We start from the raw sequence: 24,059 nt of genomic DNA on the forward strand, positions 1-24,059 counted from the left end.
CAAGCCTGTTGCACGCGGTTACTGACCCGCGGACCCGGCGAGTGTCGCGGCAAGGTCGCGTACCGGCGTATTGGTTTCTTGCGAGATTCTTCTCAGCATCGCGAACGCGCGGGAAGCATCGACGCCGAAGCGTTCCATGATGATGCCCTTCGCCTGTCCGATGATGTCGCGAGAGGCCAACGCGGTCCGGAACTGGTCCGCTTGTCGTCGGTTGAGAAAGGCAAGTGGGGCGTGGTCGGCCAGCATCGCACCGATGGCCTTCGAACGTGCGCCGAAGGCATGAAACCGAAATCCGAACAGAGTCAGAGCCACGCCGTTGTCACCAGGAACGTCAACCGGAAAGGACAAGACGCTGCGCACCCCGGCGGTCGCTGCGTGTGGTGCAAATCGCGGCCAGCGCGCATCAGTACCCAGATCATTGCAGCAAACAGCTACTCCGGCGCTGATTGCGTCCAAGCACGGACCATGCCCCGCCACTTGCTGAACGCTGTCGAGTGAAGCGGCCAGCTGTGTGTTCGCCACGATCGTATGCAGCCCGCCGTTGTCGATCACCGAGATCTTGGCGAAGTCCGCTCCGGGTACCAACGGCGAAGACGAGACGACCAGTCGGCCGAGTGCCTCCTCGATGTCACCGCCGGCCAGCGCCCCCACAAGTCCCGGTCCTGTGGACTGAACCGCCCCACCGCGGCGTGCGCGCGGAGTTGGCCCGGGATCAGCGATATCGATTACTGCGACCATGCCGAGGCCGTTCCGTGCACGGTATCGCGAATCGGCGAAAAGCACTGTAAGATAACCGATTGCGATCTCATCATGAAGCCCCCCGGGGTGCGCTATCCGTCACTTCGTCACACGACGATGCCTGCCGAATGGACTACAGACATCGACCCGGCAGATCAACAAATCGGATACGCCGTGGACCTCGTGGAGCCACCTATGCGCATCGCACCCGGCATACGGGATTCACGCACAGCTGCACACGGTCATGCCGACCTGGTAGATGTCGAGGCTCTAGCGCAATCAGCGCAGAAGCATGGCCTCGTCCACGGTCGCGAAGATCTCGAATCGCTCGATCAGATCCGCAGCGGCGAGCGCCTCCGCGACCGGGCCGGTCGGTGACACAATCAGGCAAAATGACGTGTCAGCCTCTCCGGCCAACGCCGAAGCGCCGGCGAGGGCGACGACGAATGCGTTGTCGACCGACGTGGCGCGTGACAGCTCAAGCACCAACTGTGCTGCTTCTCGTGCTAATTCGTCGGCGACCAAGCGGCCCAGCAACGATGGTTTATGACGGTCGACGTTCCCGGACGCGGAGACAATGCTCGTTCCGTCGGGAAGTCGTCGCACGATGAAGGGGTGTCCATCCTGCTTGTCGTCGGCTTCCTTCTCGCTCACTCTGTCACCTCCCGCAAGTCTCCATCGGCGATTCAATCCGGCCGAATGGCTGTCCGATATCCGCCGACGGCCTCGGTGTTACCCGATTCGCGCCACAGAGATTCAGACTGACTTCTTGGAGGTTCGGGGCTAAGGGGTCGAGTGTCTCGTCATTGACTCGTCATCGCTGAGAATGCCTTGCCGCGGAAGCTCACGCTCACCATGCGCCCACATCTTCCGTGCCCTCGATCGCGGCCATCCGTGGCAGCGCAAATTCCGGCGACGCCGACGAGTCCCGTACTTGGCTCGCGCGTCGCTGAAAATCGCTGTTTTCAAGGCTTTCGGGATTCGAGGATAAGCGTCAATGGAGTTTGGCGGTTCGATATGCTGGTACGTAGCAATTACCGCTGGCCAGGGTGATCAACCACCGCTGACCAGGGTGGTGGAGTACAATCAAGCTGTCCCGGCACGAAGGGAGGTGGACGGCTCCGGCTTGTCGTCGTTCCACGGCGCTTGTTCCAGACGTAGAGATGACCGGTGGCCCGTAGTGAATTCCGCGACGAGCCTGCCGCTCACCGATCTTCCCTCGGATCTAGCGAAGAGAAGTTGAGTCGGCCCAGCGCGGCCAGGCCAGTTGCTTGGGCATCGTCCGCTACCGTCGAAGGGGCATCCATGTCAGAACTGCACTCGCGTGACTTTCGCCGGGCTCGCGAACTCGCGAAGGCCAACGAGGAGCTGGAAGCCGCGGTGCGCCGGTTGAAGGCCCGCACGCGCACACATGAGTTGCTGGAGGCGGCCCTCGCGGCGGGTACAGGCGTAGAAGGAGTCGTCGAATCGCTTCATCGATTGACGGGTTATTCGGTCAGCGTCGAAGACAAATTCGGCAACCTCCTCGCGTGGTCTGGACCCGGGCGACCACTGCACTACCTGAAACCCCGGCCCAGTCAGCGGGACCAGCTTCTGCGCTTGTTGTCCGCACAGGCCGGGCCTGTGCGCATGGGGAACCGCGTATGCGTCCTGATACAGTCGCGCGCCGAAATTCTCGGTGTCGTGGCGCTCGTCGACGCTGGCGACGCAGTCGACGACGACCAGCTGTTCGCCCTCCGATATGGCAGCAGAGCGCTGGGACTGGAGCTTTCGCATCAGCGGAGCCTCGCTGAAATGCAGCTGAATCTGCGGCGGGAACTGGTTGACGACCTGCTCGCGGGTACCGACGCGAACGGGGCCTACGCGCGCGCTGAGGCGATGGGCTACGATCTACGCCGTCCGCACTACGTCGTGGTCATCCACTCCGGGCACGGCGCCGGCAAGACCGATATCTGCGCCGTGAGCCGTGCCGCGGCCAACCTGCATCTCGACTTCTTGGTTGGTCAACAGGAGGGTTTCATTGTCGTTCTCGTCGACCGCCATCCTGATGCCACCGTCCTACACAAAGAGGTCAGCCGACAACTCGGCCACCTGGCGAGTGCGATCGGTATCGGATCACTCTGCGAGGCGCCCAGCGATATTCCACAGTCGTACCTCAGGGCTCGCCGCGCGGCGAGCATCCGGTTGAACTCGGCCAATCCCCACGGTGCGTCGGACTACGACGATCTCGGCTTCTATCACCTGGTGGATGCGGCACATTCTGCCTGCGTCGCTGAAGAGTACATGCGCGAATGGTTGGGGGCGCTGATCGACTACGACGCCGAAAAGGGCTCCGACATGGTGCACACCTTGATCCAGTACCTCGAATGCGGCGGAAATTACGATGAATCCGCGGCCGCTCTGCACGTTCACCGCAGCACGTTGCGGTACCGGCTCGGCCGGATCGCGGATCTCACGGGCTTCGACCTGCGCGATGTCGACACCCGCTTCAACTTGCACGCTGCGACGCGCGTGTGGCGCTTCCTCAGCCCGCAACGCCGTGAGGATCAACCGGCGGACTGATTGGATCCGACCCCAGCGCACGAAGCCACAGAGCGGAAATCGTCTCGACGGCGCGAGGCGTTCGACCGCACTGCTGCGACATCCTTGCACCATACCGGCGAGCGACAGAGAGGGAACCAACATGACTTTGTCGATGCAGCGATCGGCTGGCCAAGCACAGAGATGGCGTCCGATCCGCGAGCTCGAGAATCTCTACACCGAGATGGACCGGCTGGCGCAATCGATGTTCGGTGGACGGGAGGGCGACGGCGCCTGGTCGCCAGCCGCCGACATCATCGAGACCGACAGCGCCTACATCGTCGAGATCGAGCTCCCAGGGGTGCGCCGCGAAGACCTCGATGTCTCGATGAACGGCAACGAGCTCGTGGTTACCGGCGAGGTGAAGGAACGCAAGCGTGAGGGCCTGTTGCGTCGGCGCACCCGGCGGATCGGTGAGTTCGAGTTCCGAGTCACGCTGCCCGGCGATCTGCGAATCGGCGAGATCGAAGCGTCGTTGGCATATGGGCTGCTCAGGGTCTACGTCCCGAAGGAACAGCGCACGACGACGAACAAGATCACTGTGAATGAGTCGGACGACCGAACACACTGAATGCTTGTAGAGGTTGCTCGTGGAGGGGGGACGACAGTTCCGCAATCCGACATGCGTTCGGTAGACGACTGTCGTAGCCAAGCCCAGATCCACACACCCGTGGGGCGGGCCGGCGATAAAATCGTCGTTACGTGAGCGGCAGCCGCCGACCGCGCAATGCACGCTGGGAGCAACAGATGAGCCAGGCGCCCGTCAATCAGGCAGCTGAGGTTCGGACAACTGACGTCGACGAGGCGACCGACGCCGGTGGGTCGTTTCTATGTGGCCGCCGAGCTGGCTCCGACCGGTACCACCGCGGTGAACATGCAGATGAAAGCGCTGCAGCTTCCCATGGTGACCGTCGGCCAAGTTGGCTTCGGCGTGGATATCGAGATCCGCGCTGATGAGGTCACGCCTACTACATCGATGCACCGCTATCAGGATCGGCGGTGAATCGCTGGCGTGACGGCGAGTCTATCCGCACGACGACCGGGGCCGCCGCCCTGTTCACACCGGGTACGCCTTGCGTGCTCGACTGTGACCAGGTCTGTCTCAAGATATCCGAATCACAGATGCGATGGCAGCTCGAAGCAATGCTCAACAAGCCGGTGCGCAAACGAATTACGTTCGATCGGCGGATCAATCTGAATACCGCCGCCGAATGCGATTGGTACTACTTGTTGCGGCTCTTGGCGCGGCAAGCCTGGCAGCCGGGGGGCCTTCTGAACCATCAGCTCGCCGTGGGAAACCTGCAACTTCTGCTGATTCAGGGGCTATTGCAGCTACAGCCCCACAACTACACCGACGCGCTGAGTGGACGTGAGGGGCCAGCCAGTGCAGCGGTGGCGAAGCGGGTGATCGACCTGATGCATGCTCATTCACAGAAGCCCTGGAGTACGGCCGAACTGGCACGAGTGACGGGGGTCAGCGCGCGAGCACTTCAGCGATCGTTCGAGAGGTCCGGCCACCCCTCGCCGATGGTGTATCTGCGGCGGCATCGACTGCACCATGTGCGTGCAGAACTGATCGCTCACTCTCCGCCCTCGGTCACGGTGACGATGGTCGCAGGCCGATGGGGATTCCTGCATCTGGGCCGGTTCGCCATTCAGTATCGTCAGCTCTTCGGGGAAAGCCCCTCGCAGACGCTTCGGTCCAGCGCCCAGCCGCCCCGCCCCGTCCCGTCTTCTTGATTTGCACGCCCCCATCGCGAGAAGCGTTGTGCGACTGGGTCTCCGCATGTGGATACTCGCCGGCGCGCGCATCCGCAGCGGGAATGTTCACCTGGCAGGCCTGCATTCGGCGGTGTCTTAGCCTCGATCCACCGATCAGCTGTTTGCGTGGTGATGAGTTCGATTGTGCGGCTTGATTCTGGTGTGTGCAGTGGTGTGCGTACCAGGGATCGCCCGGCCTCGCTGTCGGGTTGTTCCTGTTGGTCTTTCGCGTCGCGGGATGGGTTGAGAGGACCTGGTTAGGCGATGATGGGCCGATTTTGGTGAGACAGGCTGCCGAACAGGGTGTTCCAGGCATGTTCCCAGGGCCAGTCTCGTGGTAGGTGCAGGGTCAGCCGGCGGGCTGAGGACGCGATACGGGCTGGGACGCTGATCAGCGTTCGGCGGATGGTAGCGGTGCGGGCTTTGGCCAACGGTCCCCTGGTAAGGGTCGCGGCGGCGCGGGTGAGGTTGAACGCCATGGTGGCCATGACCAGCCAGGTGTTGCCCGTCGCTGTGGATGAGGATATGGGCATCATCGAGTTTGGTGACGAGTGGCCGATGGGAACGGCCCCGCTCGGTGTGGTGAGCGGGGCCGTGGTCGTCGTCGTGACGGGGTCGTCGTCGTGGTGACGTGGTGTTCGTCGCGGTGAAGCGACTTGGGTTCAGTCGGTTGCTGTTTCGCTGATGGCGATGCGTGCGGCTTTCTCTCCGACGATGGAGTGACCGGCGGCGAACGCGGCGGTCAGGGCGTGCAGGGCGAGGTTGTTGACCGCGCGGGGGTGCCCGCGCGAGGCATTGTGGATCAAGGTGATCGCGTCGTCGGCGAATAGGTACGTCGGAGCGGCCGGCGATTTTGGTGTGGTGGTTGATGTAGTCGGCGGTGTCGTCTGGTGTCATGCCGGGCAGGGTGTAGCGCACTGCGATGCGCTGGTCCAGGGCGGCCAGGACTCCGAGACGTAGCCGGTGGCGCAGGGTGGGTTGGCCGACGAGTACGACGGCGAATGGGGATCCGGAGTCCATGTCGTGGTTGGTCAGCAGCCGGATCGCTTCTAGTTGATGGTTGTCGAGCAGGTGGGCTTCATCGACGACCAGCACGGGGCTGCGGCCGCGTTCGGCGTGTTCGGCGGCCAGAGCGTCGGCGGCCTGGGGTGCCAGTCGGGCGGTGTGAAAGACCGGGGTGTGTCCGAGGGCAGCCACGATGTGGGTGAGCATGCCGCGCACGCCGATGGTGGGGTTGGCCAGGTAGATGATGACGTGTCGCGCCGGATCCAAGGAGGTGGCTGCGGCGCGGATGGCCACGGTTTTGCCGGCACCGACTTCGCCGGTGATGACTCCGATGGCGCATTGGTCCACACACCAGGAGATCCGGGCGATCGCTTCGCTGTGTCCGGGATAGCGGTGCAGCATCGAGGGGGCGAGGTCGCGTCCGAACGGCATCCGGGAGAATCCCCAGTGTGATTGCAGTCGTTGAATACTCACGCCGAGGCCTCACCTTCATGGTCAGAGTTCTCGGCACCGAGGTCGGTCAACGCGAGCTGTCCGAGGACCTGGTCGTTGACCACAATGTCGTCGGTGGCTGTGACCTCGGTGCCGTAGAGGGCGTGGTAGCCGATGCGTTCATCGTCACGCAGTTGGGCGTGGTGGGCGGCGGCGGTCAATGCCAGGTAGTCGATCCCGGTCGCCGCCGGCGCAGGCGCTGGGCCAGCGGCCTCGGGTCGGGCTTTCGGGTGAGCGTGGCGGGTGATGGTGTGCGGCGCCGCGGCGCCGAAGCTTTGATCGCGGTAGCGGACCTCGATGGTGTGCAGGTCGAACGGGGAGAACACCAGCTCCACGCGGCGCCCGGCCAGGGCGGGGTCGACTCGGTAGGTGTTGGAGTGCAGCGACACGGTGGCGGTCTTGGTCACCACGCGAAACTCCGACCACAAGAACGCTTCGGTCAGATCCGCGGCGGTCGGCAATGCCGGTGACCCGCCGAGCCGGTCGAAGCCGGCTTCCCACCGTGCCAGTGGTGCCTGTTCGGTCTCGGAATGAGTCCGTCGGTGGTATTCGGTTTCGACCCAGGCCATGAACAGCCGGTTGAGTTCCAACAACGCCGCGGTGTGGGCGACCCCGGCCGCTGTGAGGTCCTCGCTGCTGGTGTCGGTGACCTCGACGAGGAACTGTTCGCGCACGGTGCGGAAGAACCGTTCGATCTTGCCTCGGCCTTGCGGGCGCCCGGGCGCGGAGTGCACCAGCCGGATCCCGAGTTTCGCGCACGCCCGCAGCAGCCAGGCATCGACGAACGCCGAGCCGTTGTCGACATAGATTCCGGCGGGCACTCCGCGGGCGGCCAGCGCGGGTTTGAGCGCGGCGGCCAGGCGCACGGTGTCTTCGGCGAATCCGAACCGGTGCCCGACGACCAGCCGGGAATGGTCGTCGAGGAAGGCGAACAGGTAGGTTTTGCGGTCCCCGACCCGCGGGCCATGCAAAGCGTCGCCGACCCACAGTTCGTTGGGGTCAGCGGCTTCGAACCGGCCGAACACCTCCGTGCTCTGACCTGCGGCCGGGCCCATCAGCTCGCACCGATGGAAGTGGCGCAGCAGGGTCGATTCCGAGGGCGCCCACCCGGTCGCGGTGCGCAGGATGCGAGCCACCTGCGCGGCGGTGCGGGCCGGGTTTGCGTTTCGTCAAGTGATTTGGCCCCACCGTCGTCATGAATTTTGGCCCCAGCTTGGGTCAGTCGGCGCGTTTGGCTCGGGTGGCGGTTTTGCTGGTGCGTAGTCGGTAGGACTTGGTGCCGGTTTCGAGGATGTGGGCGTTGAAGGTGACGCGGTCGACGATGGCAGCAACGAGGCGGGGGTCGGGGAAGACGGTGCCCCACTCGCTGAACGGCAGGTTGGTGGCAATCGCCACGGACGCGCGTTCTTCGCGTTCGGTGATGATCTGGAACAGCAGTTCTGCTCCGCGAGGGTCGATTTGGACGTATCCGAGTTCATCGAGACAGAGCAGATCCAGGCGTCCGTAGCGGGCAACGACCCGGGACAGGATGCGCTCGTCGGCGGCTTCGACGAGTTCGTTGACCAGTTGCGCGGTGGTGACGTATCGGACTCGACGGCCCTGCTCGCAGGCCGCCAGCCCCAGCCCGATGAGCAGATGCGATTTGCCGGTTCCGGAGTCCCCGAGCAGCACAACCGGCTCGCCGGCATCCATGTAATGCCCGGCGGCCAGCTGCCCCAGCAGCGCCGGGGTGATGCCGGGTACGGCGTCAATGTTGAACTCCGCCAACCGTTTCAGCCGCGGGAACTTGGCGTCGTTGATGCGCCGGGCGCGGCGCCGTTCAGTGCGGTCGTCGACTTCGGCGGCCAGCACCTCGGCGAGGTAGCGCAGATGGGTGTGGCGTTCCCGGTCGGCGATCTCGGCCAGGCGGGCGGCTTCGGTGCGCACCGTGGGCAGGTGCAGTTCGCGTGCCGCGGCGCCGATGGAGGCTTGCGCGGCGGCATCAGCGGTCGCCGGCTTGGTGGTGGCGGTGGTGGTCATGAGTCACTTCCGGTCAGCAGGTCGTCGTAGTCGGTCAGCGAGGGTGCGGGCCGGTCGTAGCGGGCCAGGGCACCGATCGCAGCGATCGGCGCCTGCGGGGTGGTGTCGCGGCGGGCTTCGATGATCACCGCCTCGGGATCCAGGCATCCGGAGGTGACCGCGCGGTCCATCGCGGTGATCAGCGCGGCCGTCGGCAGGCTGCGGTGCGCCAGCAGCACGGTGATCAGAGCGCGGGTGCCCTTGGCGTCGCCGCGGGCGGTGCGGGCGGCATCCCAGTACCGCTGATGGCTGGTGGTGAACACGCCGCGGGCCTTGGCCTGGGCCAGGGCGGTCGCCCCGGGCAGCGCCCCAGGTTTGGTGGCCAGGACCTCCAGGTAGTGGTCCAGGGCGAGGACTTCGACGTAGCGTCCGGCGGCACGTTCGTGGCGGGCCACCAACCGGGGACCGTCATAGATCTCGACGCTGCGGGCGGCCAGACGCACCGGTAGACGCCGCCCGGCGTAGCGGGCCGGCACGGAGTAGAAGCATTGCCGCACAGACACTCTGGCCCGATTATCAACCCGCGCGTGCAGCAGCCTCGCGCAGTCGAACCCCTCAGCCGGCAGCCCCATCAACGCAGCGGCCTCGGCGGCGAACGCCGCCCCGACAGTGATCGGGCGCCCGGTAATCACCCGGTCGTCGTCGAGGACGTCGGCAGCGGCGATCACCTCGTTGAGCTCGGCCAGGGAGGCGACCGTGGGGACCGGGACGAGGTGGCGTCGCCGGAACCGGCCGATCTCACCTTCCACACCGCCCTTCTCATGCGCTCCCTCGACGCCTGGGCGGCAGAAGAACGAGTCGAACCCGTAGTGACTGCGCAGCGCGGTGAACCGTTCAGACTCGGTACGGTCGCGACCTTTGAGGACCCGGATCACCGCCGGTTTGAGGTTGTCATACCGGATCCGGGCCGGCACCCCACCGAAGTACTCGAACGCCAGGACGTGGCCCTCCAGGAACGCCTCCTGGGCCTGGGTGGCGAACGCGACGTGAAATGCTTTGCCCGAGTGGGACAGTCGCATCACGAACATCCAGCACTTCACCACCAGACCGGCGATCGTGGCGTAGAACTCACCGAAATCGACCTCCGCCTCGGCACCGGCCTCATGGGCCTGCGGGACCGACACCTCCTGCTGGTCCAGGCCCAACTCGACCCGCCGACGCGCGACATACCGCGACACCGTCACCTCCGCACACGTAGCCCCATGCTCGGCGACCAGACGCTGCCAGATCCGCCGAGCGGTGTGGCGTTGCTTGCGCGGAGCCTGCTTGTCGGCGATCAGCCAGGCGTCGATCACCGACACCCACTCATCGATCGCCGGCCGGGGCCGCGCCGGATAGGCCTTGCGCGGCGGGGGCACCGCATCAGCGAGTGCCTGGCGCACCGTCCGCCGATGGGTGCCATGGCGATCTGCTAACTCACGGATCGACAAGCCCTCGCGCCGCCGGTCCTTCCTGATCTTCTCGAACAGCTCCACGCGTGACCGCATCCTGACCGACCTCCCTGACGACCGCCAGGGACGACGGTGCGACAGGAAAGATCTGAACGAGGGTGGGGCCAAAATTCGTGACGACACACCGCCCCACCCGGCCGGAAACGCTCACCCACCCACCGGGGCCAAAATTGGTGACGAACACCGACCAAAGTGGGGCCAAGTCAGGTGACCACACTCACATCGGTGCTGTCCCCAACACTTCCTGGCTCGCCGGCACGGTCGAGCTCGACGACCACGGCTACGTGTCGACTGGGCCGGCAGCACTCTCCTCGGAGGCGGGCCGCAGTCAGAGACGGATGCACCGTCAACCGATGATGCTGGAGACCAGTCGACCGGGTGTATTCGCGGCGGGCGATGTGCGTAGCGGCTCGGTCAAGCGCGTGGCCTCCGCCGTCGGCGAAGGGGCCATGGCAATCCGGCACATCCACGAGTACTTCGGTGCCTGACCGTGTCCCGATGAGAGCTTCCCGGGCGACGGATGAGCGGCGCGCGGTCACGGTGCTGCTCACCGTTTGAGCCGGCGCGACCTCGCGCCGCGCACAACGTGGTGTCGGCTGTGTGCGAGCCGGTCCAACCGGGACAGGGCCACGCCTAATTCGCCGATCACCGGGAGTTCTCCGTCGGGATCGCAGATGGCCAGCAGCCGTTGCACCGCCGGGCTGGCGACGATCGCCCAGTCCACGTCACTGCGCGTGCAGTGCACGCTGATGTAGAACAGCGCGGTGAAACCCTGACTACCGAAGAAGTCGACCGCACGCAGATCGAGCACCAACTGCCGCGAAACGCGGGTGTGACGCTCGACGTAGCGGGCGAGCGCACGGCCGTTGACGGCGTCGATCTCGCCGATCACCGCGACCGCAACGCGGTGCGGGGCGCAAGGACGTACTGCGAATGTCGCGTTGCCGCAACGCTGCTGCTGGTCGGTGTGAGGTGAGCCCCCTGTAGTGGTCCAGTCGTTGTGGGACTCTGTTGCCCGAGTGTTCGGGCAGGAAGAATCAACGACGACATGGCAACGAACAAACGCCGGCGGCACACCCCGGATCAGATCATCCGCAAGCTCGCCGAGGGCAACAAGCTCCTGGGGACCGGCCAGGAGCTGGCCGAGGTGTGCCGGCACCTGGAGATCACCGAGTCGACCTGGCATCGCTGGGTGGCCCAGTACGGCGGCATGAAGGCCAACGAGGCCAAACGACTCAAGGAGCTCGAAGCCGAGAACGCCCGGCTCAAGAAGCTGGTCGCCAACCAGGCCCTCGATATCGACATGCTCAAGGAGATCTCGTCGGGAAATTTCTGACCCCGAACCGCAAGCGCAGCGCGGTCGTAGCGCTGCGTGAGCGGTTCGGGGTGTCGGAGCGCCGCGCCTGCTCGGTCGTCGGCTTGCACCGCTCCACGATGCGACTGGCACCGGCGCCGGTGACCACCGAGGAGGCTGAGCTGCGGGCGTGGCTGCGCCGGTTCTCGGTTGACCGTCCGCGCTGGGGGTGGCGCCGGGCCGCGAAGATGGCGCGGCGAGCCGGCTGGAAGGCCAACAACAAGCGTATCCGCCGGCTGTGGCGTGAGGAGGGTCTGCGGGTGCCGCAGCGGCGCCGCAAGAAGCGGCTGACCGGGATCGGCGTCGCCGTGGGTGCGATGTCCCCGATCCGTCCGAATGTGATCTGGGCGATGGACTTTCAGTTCGACACCACCTCCGATGGGCGCACCCTTAAGATGCTCAACGTCATCGACGAGTTCACCCGCGAAGCCCTCGCCATCGAGGTGGATCGGTCCATCAACGCTGACGGGGTCGTCGATGTCCTGGACCGTCTGGCGCTCACGCACGGGGCACCACATTACGTGCGGTTCGACAACGGGCCTGAGTTCGTCGCGCATGCCGTGTCTGATTGGTGCCGATTCAACAGTGCCGGTTCACTTTTCATCGATCCCGGCTCGCCGTGGCAGAACGCGTGGATCGAATCATTCAACGGCCGACTGCGTGACGAACTGCTCAACCTGTGGCGCTTCGATTCGCTGCTGGAAGCCCGCGTGATCATCGAGGACTGGCGAGCCGATTACAACTCCAATCGGCCCCACTCCGCCCACGGTGACCGCACCCCAACCGAGTTTGCCCTACAGTGGGCCGCGACCCATCAACCGAAAGTCGCATAGCGACTGGACCACCGAACGGGTCCCCCTCAGGTGTCGCCCGCAACGGTGTGGTTGGTGGGTTCAGTACCGACGGCGACCATCCTCATCTCCAATGCGTCATTGCAAAGAAGCCTTCATGGGGTAAGGGACGTCTTGCACGTGCCCAGCTACCGCCGTCAGGCTGCGCCATGAGGCGCGTACGCGGCTGGACACTCAACCTGGAGTCAGCCTAGTACGAAATTCGTAGGCTGTGGCCCACTCGGCACGATCGCGAGTTTCGTTTCGTACGGCTGGTTTTGTGCGCCTCGCCTGCGCGATTGCTGACGCGGTCGTCAATCCGCGCGTTCGGCGCGACGGAATCCGTAGCCGGAGCCGTCAGCCGATCTGCTCACGCAGCGTGGCCAACGCGCGGGCGAGCAGCCGCGACACATGCATCTGCGACACGCCGATCTGCTCGGCGATCTGGCTCTGCGTGCGGTTCTCGAAGAAGCGCAACTGCAGGACGATACGGTCGCGCTCAGGCAATTTCGCCAGCAGAGGCTGTACCGTCTGAACGTCGATGACGCGCTGGATGTTGTCATCGGGCGCGCCGATGGTGTCCATCAACGTCAATCCGTCACCGTCGCCGTTGAGCACAGTTTCCTGCTCGGTGGAACGGGTGGAATATGCATTCGCGGCGACCAGGCCCTCGACGATCTCCTCACGATCCATCCCGAGATACTCGGCGAGCTCACTCGGGGTTGGTGCGCGGTTCAGCGTATGGGTGAGCTCCGATTTGGCGCCATTGAGACGGATATTGAGCTCTTTGAGGCGACGGGGCACTTTCAGGGACCAGCCGTGGTCGCGGAAGTGGCGGCGGACCTCGCCCATCATCGTGGGGACGGCGAAGGCCAGGAAATCGTTGGCGGCGTCGACGTCGAACCGGTTGACGGCGTTGAGCAGGCCGACACGGGCCACCTGGACGAGATCCTCGTGCGCTTCGCCGCGACCGCGGAAGCGGCGCGCGATGTGATCGGCCAGGGGCAGGCAGCGTTCGATGATCGCTGCGCGCTGGCGCTGGAAGGCCGCCGATTGCGCGTCAAGAGCCGCGAGTTCGCGGAACATGTCGACCACGTCGTCGTAGGCGCCGCTGTTGCGGCGGCGGGTAGGGATATGTTGCCGGGGTTCGATCGTCGCGGTCTGGGTGGTCGCGGTGTCAATGGTGTCAATGGTCTTGGGGTGTTCAATTGTCTGCACGGGTCACGCTTTCGGGTCGTGAACGTGACGGTGAGATGCTCGGTGCCGGCCGACTCGACGTCGGGCCGGTGGGTGATCTGCCTCGGCGAGCGAGGGCTTTGATTGGGGGAGCATCAGGTCACGTCGTGGACCGCTCACTAGCGATTGGCATTCGGACCAACGGATCACGCCGGGTGCTCGACATGCGCTTGCTGCGGTAGGTAGGTCGCCGTCTATCGAAACGCCTGGTTGATCAAGCGGTTTCTGTTTTCGATGACGGTGACGCTCGTTCATCACCTGTTACCGACAATACGGGTCCGATCGGCAAGCGCAACCCCATGGCGGGGGTTATCAGGCTTCTGTGCTGCCGTGCACCCCTGATGGGTCCGGCCAACGCAGGTCACGGCCCGCGCGAGCGCGGACCGTGACCCTGCGGTTAGAACCAGACTTTGCGTCCGCCGACGGGCCGCCCCACAGCGCCCAGGATCCACAGGATAACGCCGACGACGACGAGGATTGCGCCGATGGTGTACAGGATCGAGAGGCTGGTGAAGTAACCGATCAGCAGAAGGATGATTCCGAGGATGATCATGTGTGCTCCGATCCGAGGCATGCGGGGTCAAGAACTGCGGGCAGTGAGTTACCGAAATGTCATACTTTGAAACTTCCGCCGGTGAGGCCGTCCTGATCCAGGTGCCAGGCGCCCGCTTATCTCGGGATCACCGGCGGTAGGAGTCCGGCCGCGGGTCCGACCGTCGACGGCGCCGGCAGCATTGCGGTCCCCACCGCGCCGCGCGTTTGGCGGGGGATGACGGCGGGCATCAACCGCCCATGACGCACCAGGTGGGAAGCCTTCAGCGCCAACAGCAGTCACCGCTTCCGATGAACGTCAAGAAGCGCAGCCCGCTCGCTGTGGCGGGGGCGTTCGCCGCCGGTGTGGCAACCGGCGTACTGACCCGGTCGGGACGCGCCAAGCTAAAGCCCGAGCCGCCCTTTCACGGGCCGGCTGCGGATCCGGCCGAGGGCCGTGCGGCCGGTTTCGACCATGCCGGGACCGAAGAGGCAGACGCGGCCCTCGCCGTGGAGGGCAACCCGCCCGCCGATGATCCGAAGAAACCCGACTCGCCGAGCGACCTGACCCGCCCCTCGCTGATGTTCGTCCTCCGGCAGACCGCCAGCCAGTTCAGCCGAGACCAATGCACCGACCTGGCCGCCGCGCTGACCTACTACGCGGTGTTGTCGCTCTTTCCGGCGCTGGTGGTGGTGATGTCACTGCTGGGAGTACTGGGTCAGGGAGAACGCACCGCGGACTCGATCCTGCAGATCATCGACGACGTCAGCCCCGGAGCAGCCGTCGACGTGTTGCGCGAGCCGATCGAGAACCTGGTCAACTCCCCGTCGGCGGGCATCGCGCTGGTGGCGGGCGTGCTCGGCGCGCTGTGGTCAGCGTCCGGGTTCGTCGGGGCGTTCGGTCGTGCGATGAACAGGATCTACGAGGTCGAAGAGGGCCGGCCGGCGTGGAAGCTGCGGGCCCAGCAGCTGCTGCTCACGCTGGTGGGTCTCGTCGTCGCGGCGGCGGTGGTCCTGCTGCTGGCGGTGAGCGGACCGGTCGCCGAGGCCGTCGGCGGTTACCTCGGCATCGGTCAAACCGGGTTGGCGATCTGGAATGTCGCGCGATGGCCGGCGTTACTGGCACTCGTGATCGTCGGAGTGGCGATGCTGTACTACCTCAGCCCGAACGTGCGCCAGCCCAGGTTCCGCTGGATCAGCGTCGGCGCCGCCATCGCGATCCTCACCTGGGTGGTGGCCTCACTCGGCTTCGGGTTCTACGTCGCCAGTTTCGGCAACTACAACAAGACTTTCGGCACCCTGGCCGGTGTCATCGTCTTCCTGCTGTGGGTGTGGCTGACCAACTTGGCACTACTGTTCGGCGCCGAGATCGACGCCGAACTGGAGCGTGGGCGTCAGCTTCAGGCCGGGATCAAGGCCGAGGACACACTCAAGCTCCCGTTGCGCGACACCACGGTGATCGACAAGAACCGGGTGAAGGAGCGCCAGAATCGGCTGCGTGGACGAAAGCTGCGCCGCTCCCGAGGCCGACAGGGCTGAGCCGTTTGTCCGATGAAAATGCCGGGTACGGAGCGGGGCATGAGCGTGGTGCGTCGTGGTCGTTCCTTCATCCGTCGCGGAGCGAAGGTGCAGCGCAGGGTGGCGCTGGTCCAACTCCTGTTCTGGCCGGTGCTGGTTGGTAGCGGCCTGGCCGCCGGCGCGACCGACCTGGCATTGCGGCGGCACCGCACCGCGACCACACCCACAGCCGCATAGATCGCGCCTCCCGGTGCAACGGCACCGCGTCGACCTCGACGTGTCGGCAACCTGTGTGACACGGCGGTCCGCGATGGGTTGTCCTAACATCCGACGCCCTGCCACCTGCTGCTTTAGGCTGTCGGCATGCGGTTGGGGTGGCCGTTGGTGGGTCGCGGACGGGAGACGCGGCTCGTCGAGGCGGCGCTGTCGAGCCCCGACACCGCGGGCGTGGTGATCTCCGGACACGCCGGGGTCGGGAAGAGTCGGATCGCCGCGGCGGCACTGGATGAGGCGGCCACACGGGGGAAGGACGTGCGTTGGATCGCCGGATCCTCGGCGGCCCGCGGCGTTCCGCTGGGCGCGATGGCATCCTGGGCGGACCCGGCGGACACCCATGCGCTGCAATCGGTGTGCGGGGTGATCGAACGGCTGACTGCGGCAACGCAACCCGTCGTGGTGGGTGTCGACGATGCGCATCAGCTCGACGACATGTCGATCTTCGTGCTTCATCAAATAGTCCAGCGGCGCACCGGGAAGCTGGTTGTGACCCTGCGGTCGGGGGAAACCGTTCCCGGCGGACTGGCCGAGCTGTGGAAGCTCGGGGATTTCGAATGGCTCGAACTCGGCCCGCTGTCCCGGGAGGACACCGGGGCCCTGCTGGCGGTGAGTCTCGGCCGGTCGGTCGACCCGGACTCCGTCAGCCGCCTGCACCAACTGACCGGCGGCAACGTGCTCTATCTGCGCCACATCGTCGAGCACGAGGTGGCGCAGGGCCGGCTCGCGCAGCGGCACGACCACTGGCGGTGGAACGGCGAACCGTCTGTACCGCCCACCCTCGTCGAGCTCATCGAGTCCCGCATCGGGTCGCTGCGGCCCGAGGTCGCCACGGTGATCGAGGTGCTCTCCGTCGGCGAGCCTCTGGAACTTGCTGCGCTGCAACGGATCACCGACCCCGAGGTGGTTGAAGAGGCTGACGTTCTCGGGTTGATCAGCCTGGACCAGACGGGCCCCCGGACCGAGGTCCGGGTGGCCCACCCGCTCTACGGGGAGGTGCGGCGAAACCGCGCCGCACCGACCCGCCTGCGGCGGCTGCGCGGACTCGTGGCCGCCGAACTGGCCGCCGGGGCCGACCGCGACGACGTTCGTGTACTCGTGCGCCGCGCGGCGCTGACCGTCGAGTCCGATCTCGACATCGACGCCGATCTGCTCTGTCGCGCGGCGCAGGGGGCGGTGTGCCTGGCCGATCTGCCGCTTGCCGAGCGGCTTGCCGAGGCCGCGATGTACGCCGGTGCGACGTCAGAGGCGCAGTTCATCCGGGCGCACGCGCTGTCCTGGCTGGGCCGCGGCGAGGTGGCCGAAGAAGTGCTCACCGAGGTCGACACCACCGCGCTGAGCGAAGACGATTTCGCGCGGTACACCTTCTTCCGGGCCAGCAACATGTTGTGGGCTCTCGCCCAGCCGGCACGCGCACAGGAGATCATCGCGGCCGCGGCACATCTGACGTCCGCACGGGCACGGCGCAACGTCGACGCGGTTCGCGCGGTGCATGCTTTCGCCACCGACCGCCCGGGAGAGGCACTGGCCGCCGCCCGCGACCTCACGTTGCAGGATCTGCCGCCCGTGGTCGGCGGGGAAGTGGCGTGGGTGCTGGCCAACATCTACGGCGACGCCGGGCGCACGGCGGAGGCGGAAGCCGTCGCCGCCGCGGGCTATGCGATCGTACGCAGTTCCGATGCACCTCAGTTGCAGTGCAACATCGCCGACGCGCACGTCGGTGCGCTACTGCTGGCCGGACAGGTCCGGTCGGCCGAGGCGGTCGCGGATCGGGAGCGCCGGCAGGCCGCCGACCTTCCCGGCGCCGCCCAACTCCTCGGAACGGCCATCGCGGGTCGGGCGGCGCTCGGGGCGGGCCGGCTGGCCGACGCGCGGTCGATGCTGGGCCGGGCCGCGACACTGCTGTCGGCGTCTGGTCATGACACCGGGTGGGCCTACCGCTACCGGATCCCGTACGTGACCGCACTCGCGGCGTCAGGTGAAATCGCCGAAGCCGCAGCCCTTCTGGAGTTGCTGCAAAGTCAACACCGTCCGTTTCGGTCGCTGAGCAAGGAGACGGCGACGGCGCGTGCGTGGGTGGCGGCCGGGCAGGGCGCGGTCAGTGAGGCGATCGACATCCTGCTGCGTGCGGCACAGAGCGCCGCCGCGGACGAGCTGTTCGCCGCGGAGGTGGAATGCCGGCAACTCGCGACCCAGTTCGGTGACAGGTCCTGCGGCCCGCGGCTGAGTGAGCTGACCACGATCGTGGAGGGACCCCGCGTCCGGGTGGCCGCCCGGTTCGCCGCAGCGCTCGAGGCCGCAGACGCGGGGGAGCTGGCGGCCGTCTCCGACGCTTTCGAGGAGCTGGGTGACCGCATCGCCGCGGTGGACGCGGCCGCGCATGCCACGGTCGTCTACCGGCGGGCGGGTCTGCGCGGGTCCGCCCTCGGCTGCGCGACGCGCGCCGAAGCGCTGGCCACAGAGGGCGGAGGAGTGCGCACCCCGGCATTGCTTGCGGCGGGTTCAGATCTTCCGGTGACCGACCGCGAACGTGAGGTGATCGCTCTGCTGGGGCTCGGGCTGTCCAACCGCGACATCGCCGAGCGTCTGGTGCTCTCCGTCCGAACCGTCGAGGGCCACATCTACAAGGCGATGACGAAGACCGGCGTCAACAGCCGCGAAGAACTCGCCTCACTCCTCAAACCCCGTCGACGAGACGGCGCCTAGCCCATCGTCGCCGCGGTCACCACCACCCGGTGGCCGCGGCGATCTGACTGCCCAGTTCGTCGGCCATCGTGCGCATGTAGGTCGCGGACACGTGGTGAGAGTCGTGGTACACCAGCACATTTCCCTCGCTGGCCCGGCAGTCCGTGGCATCGCAGATGGCGTCGCTGAGGTCCAGCGGGTTCAGCAGCGGATACTGCGCGGTGTAGGCCAGCGTCGGGTTGACTTCCGAGAGCGCCCAGGACCGCTTCACCCCGCAGCTGACCGAGTCGCCGCCGCGGGCCAGGCAATCCGCGGGGTCGAACAGGCGCCCGTTCTGGATCAGCCACGGGGTGTCGCGCATCCCGAGCATGCTGATCTCGTTGGCGGCGAACGTGTCCCAGATGCCGAGGTAACCCTCGGGCACGATGTCGCCCGGGCCGTCGGTGTTCGGCCGGGTGGTGGTGGTGAACACGTAATCCGGTCGATCGGTGACGAGTCTGTTCATCACCTCCTGGTTCCACAGGTGACACTGCGGATACGGGTTGTCCGAGATGGCGATCGTCGGTACGAGTTCCGTGGTGAGCGGACAGCCCATCTTCAGATAGGTGACCACCTGGAAGCCATGGCGCCGGCCCAGCATGTCGAGTGCGGTGACCCAGTGCTCGGCGTGCGAGCCCCCCGCCAGTGCGATGGTGCGGACGGCGTCCGGGTCGCCGTAGATGCAGTTGATGACGTCGGGGGTGAGGAAGTCGCTGATACAGCCGTCGCGGGTGGTCTCGGGAAGGTCGTCCCTGGCCTCCAGGACCGTCGGGCGCATCGGAAGCTCCGGCACCCGCACCCGGCTGGTCAGCGCCCGCGCTCCGGGGTAGTCCCGCTCGGGCAGCAGCGCGAGTTCGTGGCCATTGGCGCGCTGCAGGACGACGTGCTCGCGCCAGCTGAACGATGTCACGGTCAGCGCCACGGCCAGCAGTGCCACCGCCGAGCCGAGCGCGACGGTGGGACGCCGCCCCCAGCCCCACACCTGCCGCACCGGGTGGGCCTCGGCCGGCCCGGCATCCGGGTAGCGCAGCGGGTTCTCGATGAACCGATGGGTCGCATACGCCAGCAGCAGCGACACGGCCAGCACGCCGAGCCCGTCGAGGATGCCCGCGGTCGGCCGCCCGGTGTGCACCAGCCAGAAGATCAGCAGCGGCCAGTGCCAGAGATACAGCGAGTACGCCACGGCGCCGAGCCAGATCAGTGGACGGGTCGAGAGCAGCCGCAGCGGTGCCGCGACGCCGGCCGGACGGCCCGCCCCCGCGGCGATCACCAGCAGGGTCGCCGCGACCGGCACCAGCGCCCACGGCCCGGGGAACAGGGCGGCCCCGTCGAGCCAGATGCCGCAGGACACGATCAACCCGATCCCGGTCGCGGCGGCGGCCGCGCGCAGCCACATGGGCATCCGCAGCCCGGCCAGCAGCAGCGCGGCCATCACGCCGGCCAGAAGCTCCCAGGCTCGCGCGAAGCTGTCGTAGTACGCCGCGGCGGGGTTCTCAGCCTGCGCGACGATCGCGTACACGAACGACGCGACGATCAACGCGCCGAGCACGACGGCGAGCGCACCCTTGCGCCGGTGGGCGGCCAGCGGACGTACCAGCCACGTCAGCACCGTCACCACTGCGAGCAACGCCAGATAGAACTGGCCCTGCACGGACATCGACCAGAGGTGCTGCAGCGGACTGACCGCTTCACCTGCACGGGTGTAGTCCGACGCGGTTCCGGCCAGATACCAGTTCTGGTAGTAGCCGAGGCTGGCCAGGCTCTGGTCGGCGAAGGACTCCCACCGTGTCTGCGGCTGAAGTGTCACCGTCAGCAATGCTGCGCCGCCGAGTACCACGACCAGCGCCGGCAGCAGTCGGCGTGCCAGGCGCCGCACCACGGGCAGCGGGTCGGCCGACGCCGCCGGTTTCAGCGCGCGGCGCAACACCATCGCGCCGAAGAAATAGCCCGAAAGCACCAGGAAGACGTCGACGCCTCCGGACACCCGCCCGAACCAGACGTGGAACACGGCGACCAGAGCGATCGCCAGACCCCGAAGGCCGTCGAGATCGGCGCGGCGGGTGTTCTCGGGTGCCTGCGCCGGCCCGCGCCACCTGCCCGACAAGTTCACCACCTAGATCACGAACACGGCCTTCACGTCCAGCCGGTGCAGCCGCCGGCCGACGTCGCCAGTAATTTAGCCGATGTCCCGGCCTACCTGCTCATGCGGCGCAACGGTGAACCGCAGTCCTTGGTCGGTCTCCTCAGGGTCCACTCGGGTCTCGCGACCGCACTCCGGGCACGTCGCAGCGGTCGCGGGCGGCGGATCGCCGGGCAGTTCGCGGCCGGATCCTGGACACATCTGCATTGCTTCTCCTGGTCGATGTCGGTGTTCCCGAGCCTGATACCCGCCCGGTGCCGCGGTCTACCCCGCCAACGCCGGGTGCAATTGCACCTCGCGTGCCTTCACCACGAAGTACACCGTCTGCCCGGGCGCCAGATCCAGTTCGGCCGCCGCGGCCACAGTGATGTCGGCGGCCAGACCGGTCGCGCCGTCGGGCTGATCGACGCCACGCACACGCACCCCCGCGCCGTGCACATCGACTTCGGCGAGCGTCACCTCGATCACGTTGCGCGGGCTGCCGTGCGGAGGATCGAGATGCACCGCCACGGCATCGGGCCGGAACAGTGCGACAGCGGCCGCGCCGGCACCGACGTCACCGGTCCCGCGGAGCACGGTGTTCCACGGCGTGCGCAGGACACCGGGCTCGGCGGCGGTCCCGGCGACGAGGTTCACCCCGGCGATCCGGGCGGCGAAGTCGCTGCGCGGCGCGGCCAGCACGTCGCGCACCGGCCCGCTCTCGACGAGGCGGCCATTGTCGAGCACCGCGACTCTGTCGGCGACGGCCAACGCGTCGAACAGGTCGTGGGTGACGATGATCGCCGTCCGGCCGGTGTCGCGCAGTACCTCGCGCAGCAGCCGGCGCAGCGCGGGTGCAGCGGCGACGTCGAGGGCCGCCATCGGCTCGTCGAGCAGCAGCAGCTGCGGTTCGGCGGCCAGCGCGCGGGCCAGCGCGACCCGCTGCGCCTGACCGCCGGAGAGCTGCGCGGGCCGCCGGGTGGCCAGTTCGGTGGCGCCGACGGCGTCCAACCATCGGCGGGCCGTGCTGGCTGCGGCCTTCCGGGACTGCCCGGCGCACCGCGGGGCGTAGGCGACGTTGCGTTCGGCGGTCATGTGCGGGAAGAGCAGCGCCTGCTGGTTCAGCATCGCGACGCGCCGGGCGTGTGCCGGCGCGAACGTCCCCGTAGCGGTGTCGGTGACCACCGCGGCGCCCAGCTCGATCCGCCCGGCGTCGGGACGGATCAGGCCGGCGATCAGGTGCAGCAGCGTGGACTTCCCGGCGCCGTTGGGCCCGAGCACCGCCATCACCTCGCCGTCGTCGAGGGACATCGCCAGATCGATGCCGCGCTGATCCAGCCGGGCATGCACCCGCAGCCGGCTCACAACGGCCCCGCCAAACGGCGGCCGGCCGACGCGATCACGATCGCGGCGGCGACAACGATCAGCAGCAGCGACAACGCCACGGCGGCATCGGCGTCGGTTTCGCGTTGCAGATAGATCTCCAACGGAAGCGTCCTGGTGACCCCCTCCAGCGACCCGGCGAAGGTGAGCGTCGCGCCGAACTCCCCGAGAGAACGGGCGAAGGCCAGCACGGCGCCCGACATCAGGCCGGGCAGCACCAGCGGCAGCGTGACCGTGCGCAGCACGGTGGCCGGCCGCGCGCCGAGGGTGGCGGCGATCTGCTCGTAGTCCGACCCCGCCGAGCGCAGCGCGCCTTCCAGGCTGACCACCAAGAACGGCAACGACACGAACGACTGGGCCAGCACCACCGCGGTGGTGGAGAACGCGATGCGCAGCCCCATCATGTCGAGATACTGGCCGAGCAGCCCCTGTCTGCCGAAGGTGTACAACAGCGCGATGCCGCCGACCACCGGGGGCAGCACCAGGGGGAGCAGCACCAGCGCCCGCAGCACGGACCGGCCGGGGAATCGGCCGCGGGCCAGCACCAGCGCCATCGGCACGCCCACGAGCACACACACCGCGGTGCTGGCGGTCGCGGTCTGCAGGCTGAGAAGTAGTGCGGCGCGCGACGAGTCGGAGGTGATCAACGGCACGAATCTGGGCCAGTCGATACGGAGCAGCACCGCCGCGAGCGGCAGGATGACCAACAGCGCACCGACCGTTGCGGGGACAATGACCCAGCGCGGCAACCCGACCTCGATCCGACCACCCGGGCGGCGGCGCGCAGTCATGGCGCCCCGAAGCCGGCCGCCGCCAGCACCTCTCGTCCCTGCGGCCCGGTGATCAACTCGACGAACTGCCGCGCAGCCTCGGGATTCGACGAATCTGCCAGCACCGCAACGGGATAGGTGTTGACGGCGCTGCCGGCTTCGGCGAACGGTACGGCGGTGACCGCGTCGCCGGCCGCGGCGGCGTCGGTGACGTAGACCAGGCCGGCGTCGGCCTGACCGGAGGTGACCTTGCCGAGCACGTCGGTGACGGCGGACTCCTCGCTCACCGGAGTCAGCGTCACATCGGTGGCGTCCTCCACCTTCCGCGTCGCCGCACCGCACGGCACCTGGGGCGCACACACCACGACCTGAAGTCCCGGCCGGGTGAGGTCGGCGAAAGAGGTGATCCGATGCGGATTTCCGGGTGAGGTCACGATGGTCAACGTGTTCGACGCGAACTGCGCCGGCGCTCCCGCGACCAGACCCGCCTCGACGGCCTTGGTCATGTTGGCGGTGTCGGCGGACGCGAACACATCGCCCGGAGCGCCCTGGGCGAGTTGAGCGACGAGATCCGACGAACCCGCGAAATTGAACGTGACCACCGTTGCGGGATGGTCGTGTTCGAACCGTGTCCCGAGTTCGGTGAACGTGGATTCCAGCGATGCGGCGGCGAACACCGTCAGGGTGGCTTGCGGGTCGTGGTGCGGCCAGGCACACCCCGCCGTCATCACGGCCAGGCCGCACAGCACAACGGCGGCAACGGCTTTCATGGCACCTCGGCCGTCTCGACGATGACGGTGGTCGCCTTGACCACGGCGACGGCCACGACGCCGGGCTCGAGTCCGAGCTGGCGCGCGGACTCGGTGCTCATCAGTGACACCACCGTGAACGGGCCGCACTGCATCTGTACTTCGCTCATCACCTGATCGGCGGTCACCTTCGTGACCAGCCCGACGAACCGGTTGCGTGCCGAGCTACCCACGCCGAGCGGATCCGGCGGGGGAGAAGCGTGCTCGCGCGCGAACTCGGCGAGCGCCTTCCCGTCGACGGCTTTGCGGCCGGCGGCATCCTTGACCGCGGGCAGGCTGCCGCTGTCGATCCAGCGCCGCACGGTGTCGTCGCTGACGCCCAGCAGAGTGGCGGCATCCCGGATCCGGATGTTCGGCATGAACCCTCCCGAGGCGTCAGCTATCCGTGTATGCGGGTCAATGATGCCATTGCATCCGCTTCTGCGGA

General features: G+C 67.1%; 22 protein-coding genes and 4 pseudogenes. 10 read left to right on the forward strand and 16 right to left on the reverse strand.

All coding sequences use genetic code 11. The features are described from left to right. Positions 1 to 18 precede the first annotated feature (18 nt). Together KXD97_RS20135 and KXD97_RS20140 are read right to left on the reverse strand one after the other, a co-directional pair. On the reverse strand, positions 19 to 651 hold the full coding sequence (locus KXD97_RS20135; RefSeq protein WP_260751879.1) for a GAF and ANTAR domain-containing protein: 633 nt from the start codon (positions 649 to 651) through the stop codon (positions 19 to 21). Between the two features lie 366 nt (positions 652 to 1,017). After that, positions 1,018 to 1,392, reverse strand: a complete 375-nt coding sequence (locus KXD97_RS20140) for an STAS domain-containing protein (RefSeq protein ID WP_260751880.1) — start codon at positions 1,390 to 1,392, stop codon at positions 1,018 to 1,020. Between the two features lie 651 nt (positions 1,393 to 2,043). Between KXD97_RS20140 and KXD97_RS20145 the strand changes: the two genes are divergently transcribed. From KXD97_RS20145 to KXD97_RS20160, 4 genes are all read left to right on the forward strand, one after another. Continuing rightward, a complete protein-coding gene (locus tag KXD97_RS20145) occupies positions 2,044 to 3,300 on the forward strand; it encodes a CdaR family transcriptional regulator (RefSeq protein WP_260751881.1) in 1,257 nt (418 codons plus the stop codon). Between the two features lie 121 nt (positions 3,301 to 3,421). Next, positions 3,422 to 3,889 carry an Hsp20/alpha crystallin family protein gene (locus KXD97_RS20150; protein WP_260751882.1) on the forward strand — a complete coding sequence of 156 codons (468 nt, stop codon included), beginning with the start codon at positions 3,422 to 3,424 and terminating at the stop codon, positions 3,887 to 3,889. A gap of 246 nt (positions 3,890 to 4,135) precedes the next feature. Next, positions 4,136 to 4,321, forward strand: coding sequence for a hypothetical protein (locus tag KXD97_RS20155; RefSeq protein WP_260751883.1), 186 nt, complete (start codon positions 4,136 to 4,138; stop codon positions 4,319 to 4,321). After that, positions 4,318 to 5,058, forward strand: a complete 741-nt coding sequence (locus tag KXD97_RS20160) for a helix-turn-helix transcriptional regulator (RefSeq protein ID WP_260751884.1) — start codon at positions 4,318 to 4,320, stop codon at positions 5,056 to 5,058. The genes KXD97_RS20155 and KXD97_RS20160 overlap by 4 nt, the downstream gene beginning before the upstream one ends. A gap of 278 nt (positions 5,059 to 5,336) precedes the next feature. Here the strand turns inward: KXD97_RS20160 and KXD97_RS20165 are convergent. Continuing rightward, a pseudogene (locus KXD97_RS20165) lies at positions 5,337 to 5,603 on the reverse strand (transposase); the annotation flags it as partial. Here KXD97_RS20165 and KXD97_RS20170 point away from each other — a divergent pair. Further along, entirely contained in the window at positions 5,557 to 5,709 is a 153-nt protein-coding gene (locus tag KXD97_RS20170) for a hypothetical protein (RefSeq protein WP_260758289.1), read from the forward strand. The pseudogene KXD97_RS20165 and the gene KXD97_RS20170 sit on opposite strands and share 47 nt — an antisense overlap. Positions 5,710 to 5,741: 32 nt before the next feature. On the opposite strand, the pseudogene KXD97_RS20175 reads toward KXD97_RS20170, so the two are convergent. From KXD97_RS20175 to istA, 4 genes and pseudogenes are all read right to left on the reverse strand, one after another. Continuing rightward, positions 5,742 to 6,516: pseudogene (locus KXD97_RS20175) on the reverse strand (ExeA family protein). A 38-nt stretch (positions 6,517 to 6,554) separates the two neighbouring features. Then, a pseudogene (locus KXD97_RS20180) lies at positions 6,555 to 7,745 on the reverse strand (DDE-type integrase/transposase/recombinase); the annotation flags it as partial. A gap of 49 nt (positions 7,746 to 7,794) precedes the next feature. Further along, positions 7,795 to 8,595 carry an IS21-like element helper ATPase IstB gene (gene istB / locus KXD97_RS20185; RefSeq protein WP_260751888.1) on the reverse strand — a complete coding sequence of 267 codons (801 nt, stop codon included), beginning with the start codon at positions 8,593 to 8,595 and terminating at the stop codon, positions 7,795 to 7,797. Next, positions 8,592 to 10,121, reverse strand: coding sequence for an IS21 family transposase (gene istA, locus KXD97_RS20190; RefSeq protein ID WP_260751889.1), 1,530 nt, complete (start codon positions 10,119 to 10,121; stop codon positions 8,592 to 8,594). Before istA ends, istB begins: the two co-directional genes overlap by 4 nt. Before the next feature lie 137 nt (positions 10,122 to 10,258). Between istA and KXD97_RS20195 the strand changes: the two genes are divergently transcribed. Next, positions 10,259 to 10,573, forward strand: coding sequence for an NAD(P)/FAD-dependent oxidoreductase (locus KXD97_RS20195; protein ID WP_260751891.1), 315 nt, complete (start codon positions 10,259 to 10,261; stop codon positions 10,571 to 10,573). A 59-nt stretch (positions 10,574 to 10,632) separates the two neighbouring features. Here the strand turns inward: KXD97_RS20195 and KXD97_RS20200 are convergent. After that, a pseudogene (locus KXD97_RS20200) lies at positions 10,633 to 11,049 on the reverse strand (STAS domain-containing protein); the annotation flags it as partial. Positions 11,050 to 11,133: 84 nt separating this feature from the next. Between KXD97_RS20200 and KXD97_RS20205 the strand changes: the two are divergent. Then, positions 11,134 to 12,272, forward strand: a protein-coding gene (locus KXD97_RS20205; RefSeq protein ID WP_260751893.1) for an IS3 family transposase whose coding sequence is annotated in 2 segments (ribosomal slippage) — positions 11,134 to 11,404 and positions 11,404 to 12,272 — 1,140 coding nt in all. Because the reading frame shifts where the segments join, the coding sequence is not laid out codon by codon here. A gap of 354 nt (positions 12,273 to 12,626) precedes the next feature. Here the strand turns inward: KXD97_RS20205 and KXD97_RS20210 are convergent. Beyond that, positions 12,627 to 13,355, reverse strand: coding sequence for a SigB/SigF/SigG family RNA polymerase sigma factor (locus tag KXD97_RS20210; protein WP_260751896.1), 729 nt, complete (start codon positions 13,353 to 13,355; stop codon positions 12,627 to 12,629). 547 nt (positions 13,356 to 13,902) lie between these two features. Next, positions 13,903 to 14,058, reverse strand: coding sequence for a hypothetical protein (locus KXD97_RS20215; RefSeq protein WP_260751898.1), 156 nt, complete (start codon positions 14,056 to 14,058; stop codon positions 13,903 to 13,905). 239 nt (positions 14,059 to 14,297) lie between these two features. On the opposite strand from KXD97_RS20215, the gene KXD97_RS20220 reads away from it, so the two are divergent. The 3 genes from KXD97_RS20220 to KXD97_RS20230 all read left to right on the forward strand — a co-directional run bounded on the left by KXD97_RS20220 (position 14,298) and on the right by KXD97_RS20230 (position 18,533). Then, complete coding sequence (locus KXD97_RS20220; RefSeq protein ID WP_396884483.1) at positions 14,298 to 15,575, forward strand: YihY/virulence factor BrkB family protein; 1,278 nt, start codon at positions 14,298 to 14,300, stop codon at positions 15,573 to 15,575. A gap of 39 nt (positions 15,576 to 15,614) precedes the next feature. Then, entirely contained in the window at positions 15,615 to 15,791 is a 177-nt protein-coding gene (locus tag KXD97_RS20225; protein WP_260751899.1) for a hypothetical protein, read from the forward strand. Between the two features lie 126 nt (positions 15,792 to 15,917). Beyond that, entirely contained in the window at positions 15,918 to 18,533 is a 2,616-nt protein-coding gene (locus tag KXD97_RS20230) for a LuxR C-terminal-related transcriptional regulator (protein ID WP_260751900.1), read from the forward strand. Between the two features lie 16 nt (positions 18,534 to 18,549). Here KXD97_RS20230 and KXD97_RS20235 read toward each other — a convergent pair whose 3' ends face one another. The 6 genes from KXD97_RS20235 to KXD97_RS20260 form a co-directional block, all read right to left on the reverse strand. Beyond that, on the reverse strand, positions 18,550 to 20,664 hold the full coding sequence (locus KXD97_RS20235) for an acyltransferase family protein (RefSeq protein ID WP_260751901.1): 2,115 nt from the start codon (positions 20,662 to 20,664) through the stop codon (positions 18,550 to 18,552). Positions 20,665 to 20,727: 63 nt separating this feature from the next. Beyond that, complete coding sequence (locus KXD97_RS20240) at positions 20,728 to 20,892, reverse strand: hypothetical protein (RefSeq protein ID WP_260751902.1); 165 nt, start codon at positions 20,890 to 20,892, stop codon at positions 20,728 to 20,730. A 63-nt stretch (positions 20,893 to 20,955) separates the two neighbouring features. Beyond that, entirely contained in the window at positions 20,956 to 22,035 is a 1,080-nt protein-coding gene (locus KXD97_RS20245; RefSeq protein WP_260751903.1) for a sulfate/molybdate ABC transporter ATP-binding protein, read from the reverse strand. Next, the gene (locus tag KXD97_RS20250) at positions 22,032 to 22,844 is read right to left on the reverse strand and encodes an ABC transporter permease (protein WP_260751904.1); all 813 of its coding nucleotides are present in this window, start codon (positions 22,842 to 22,844) and stop codon (positions 22,032 to 22,034) included. Before KXD97_RS20250 ends, KXD97_RS20245 begins: the two co-directional genes overlap by 4 nt. Further along, positions 22,841 to 23,551 carry a molybdate ABC transporter substrate-binding protein gene (gene modA / locus KXD97_RS20255; RefSeq protein WP_260758078.1) on the reverse strand — a complete coding sequence of 237 codons (711 nt, stop codon included), beginning with the start codon at positions 23,549 to 23,551 and terminating at the stop codon, positions 22,841 to 22,843. The genes KXD97_RS20250 and modA overlap by 4 nt, the downstream gene beginning before the upstream one ends. Before the next feature lie 38 nt (positions 23,552 to 23,589). Next, entirely contained in the window at positions 23,590 to 23,991 is a 402-nt protein-coding gene (locus KXD97_RS20260) for a molybdopterin-binding protein (protein ID WP_260751905.1), read from the reverse strand. Between the last annotated feature and the right edge of the window lie 68 nt (positions 23,992 to 24,059).

The organism is Mycobacterium sp. SMC-8 (assembly GCF_025263565.1).
GTDB lineage: Bacteria > Actinomycetota > Actinomycetes > Mycobacteriales > Mycobacteriaceae > Mycobacterium.

What these genes read in the sequence shown, in the direction of transcription:
- KXD97_RS20145 (WP_260751881.1), top strand. Translation starts at nt 2,044, where the DNA reads ATGTCAGAACTGCACTCGCGTGACTTTCGCCGGGCTCGCGAACTCGCG.
- KXD97_RS20150 (WP_260751882.1), top strand. Translation starts at nt 3,422, where the DNA reads ATGACTTTGTCGATGCAGCGATCGGCTGGCCAAGCACAGAGATGGCGT.
- KXD97_RS20170 (WP_260758289.1), top strand. Translation starts at nt 5,557, where the DNA reads ATGGTGGCCATGACCAGCCAGGTGTTGCCCGTCGCTGTGGATGAGGAT.
- istB (WP_260751888.1), bottom strand. Translation starts at nt 8,595, where the DNA reads ATGACCACCACCGCCACCACCAAGCCGGCGACCGCTGATGCCGCCGCG.
- istA (WP_260751889.1), bottom strand. Translation starts at nt 10,121, where the DNA reads ATGCGGTCACGCGTGGAGCTGTTCGAGAAGATCAGGAAGGACCGGCGG.
- KXD97_RS20210 (WP_260751896.1), bottom strand. Translation starts at nt 13,355, where the DNA reads ATGTTCCGCGAACTCGCGGCTCTTGACGCGCAATCGGCGGCCTTCCAG.
- KXD97_RS20215 (WP_260751898.1), bottom strand. Translation starts at nt 14,058, where the DNA reads ATGATCATCCTCGGAATCATCCTTCTGCTGATCGGTTACTTCACCAGC.
- KXD97_RS20220 (WP_396884483.1), top strand. Translation starts at nt 14,298, where the DNA reads ATGACGCACCAGGTGGGAAGCCTTCAGCGCCAACAGCAGTCACCGCTT.
- KXD97_RS20225 (WP_260751899.1), top strand. Translation starts at nt 15,615, where the DNA reads ATGAGCGTGGTGCGTCGTGGTCGTTCCTTCATCCGTCGCGGAGCGAAG.
- KXD97_RS20230 (WP_260751900.1), top strand. Translation starts at nt 15,918, where the DNA reads ATGCGGTTGGGGTGGCCGTTGGTGGGTCGCGGACGGGAGACGCGGCTC.
- KXD97_RS20240 (WP_260751902.1), bottom strand. Translation starts at nt 20,892, where the DNA reads ATGTGTCCAGGATCCGGCCGCGAACTGCCCGGCGATCCGCCGCCCGCG.
- KXD97_RS20250 (WP_260751904.1), bottom strand. Translation starts at nt 22,844, where the DNA reads ATGACTGCGCGCCGCCGCCCGGGTGGTCGGATCGAGGTCGGGTTGCCG.
- modA (WP_260758078.1), bottom strand. Translation starts at nt 23,551, where the DNA reads ATGACGGCGGGGTGTGCCTGGCCGCACCACGACCCGCAAGCCACCCTG.
- KXD97_RS20260 (WP_260751905.1), bottom strand. Translation starts at nt 23,991, where the DNA reads ATGCCGAACATCCGGATCCGGGATGCCGCCACTCTGCTGGGCGTCAGC.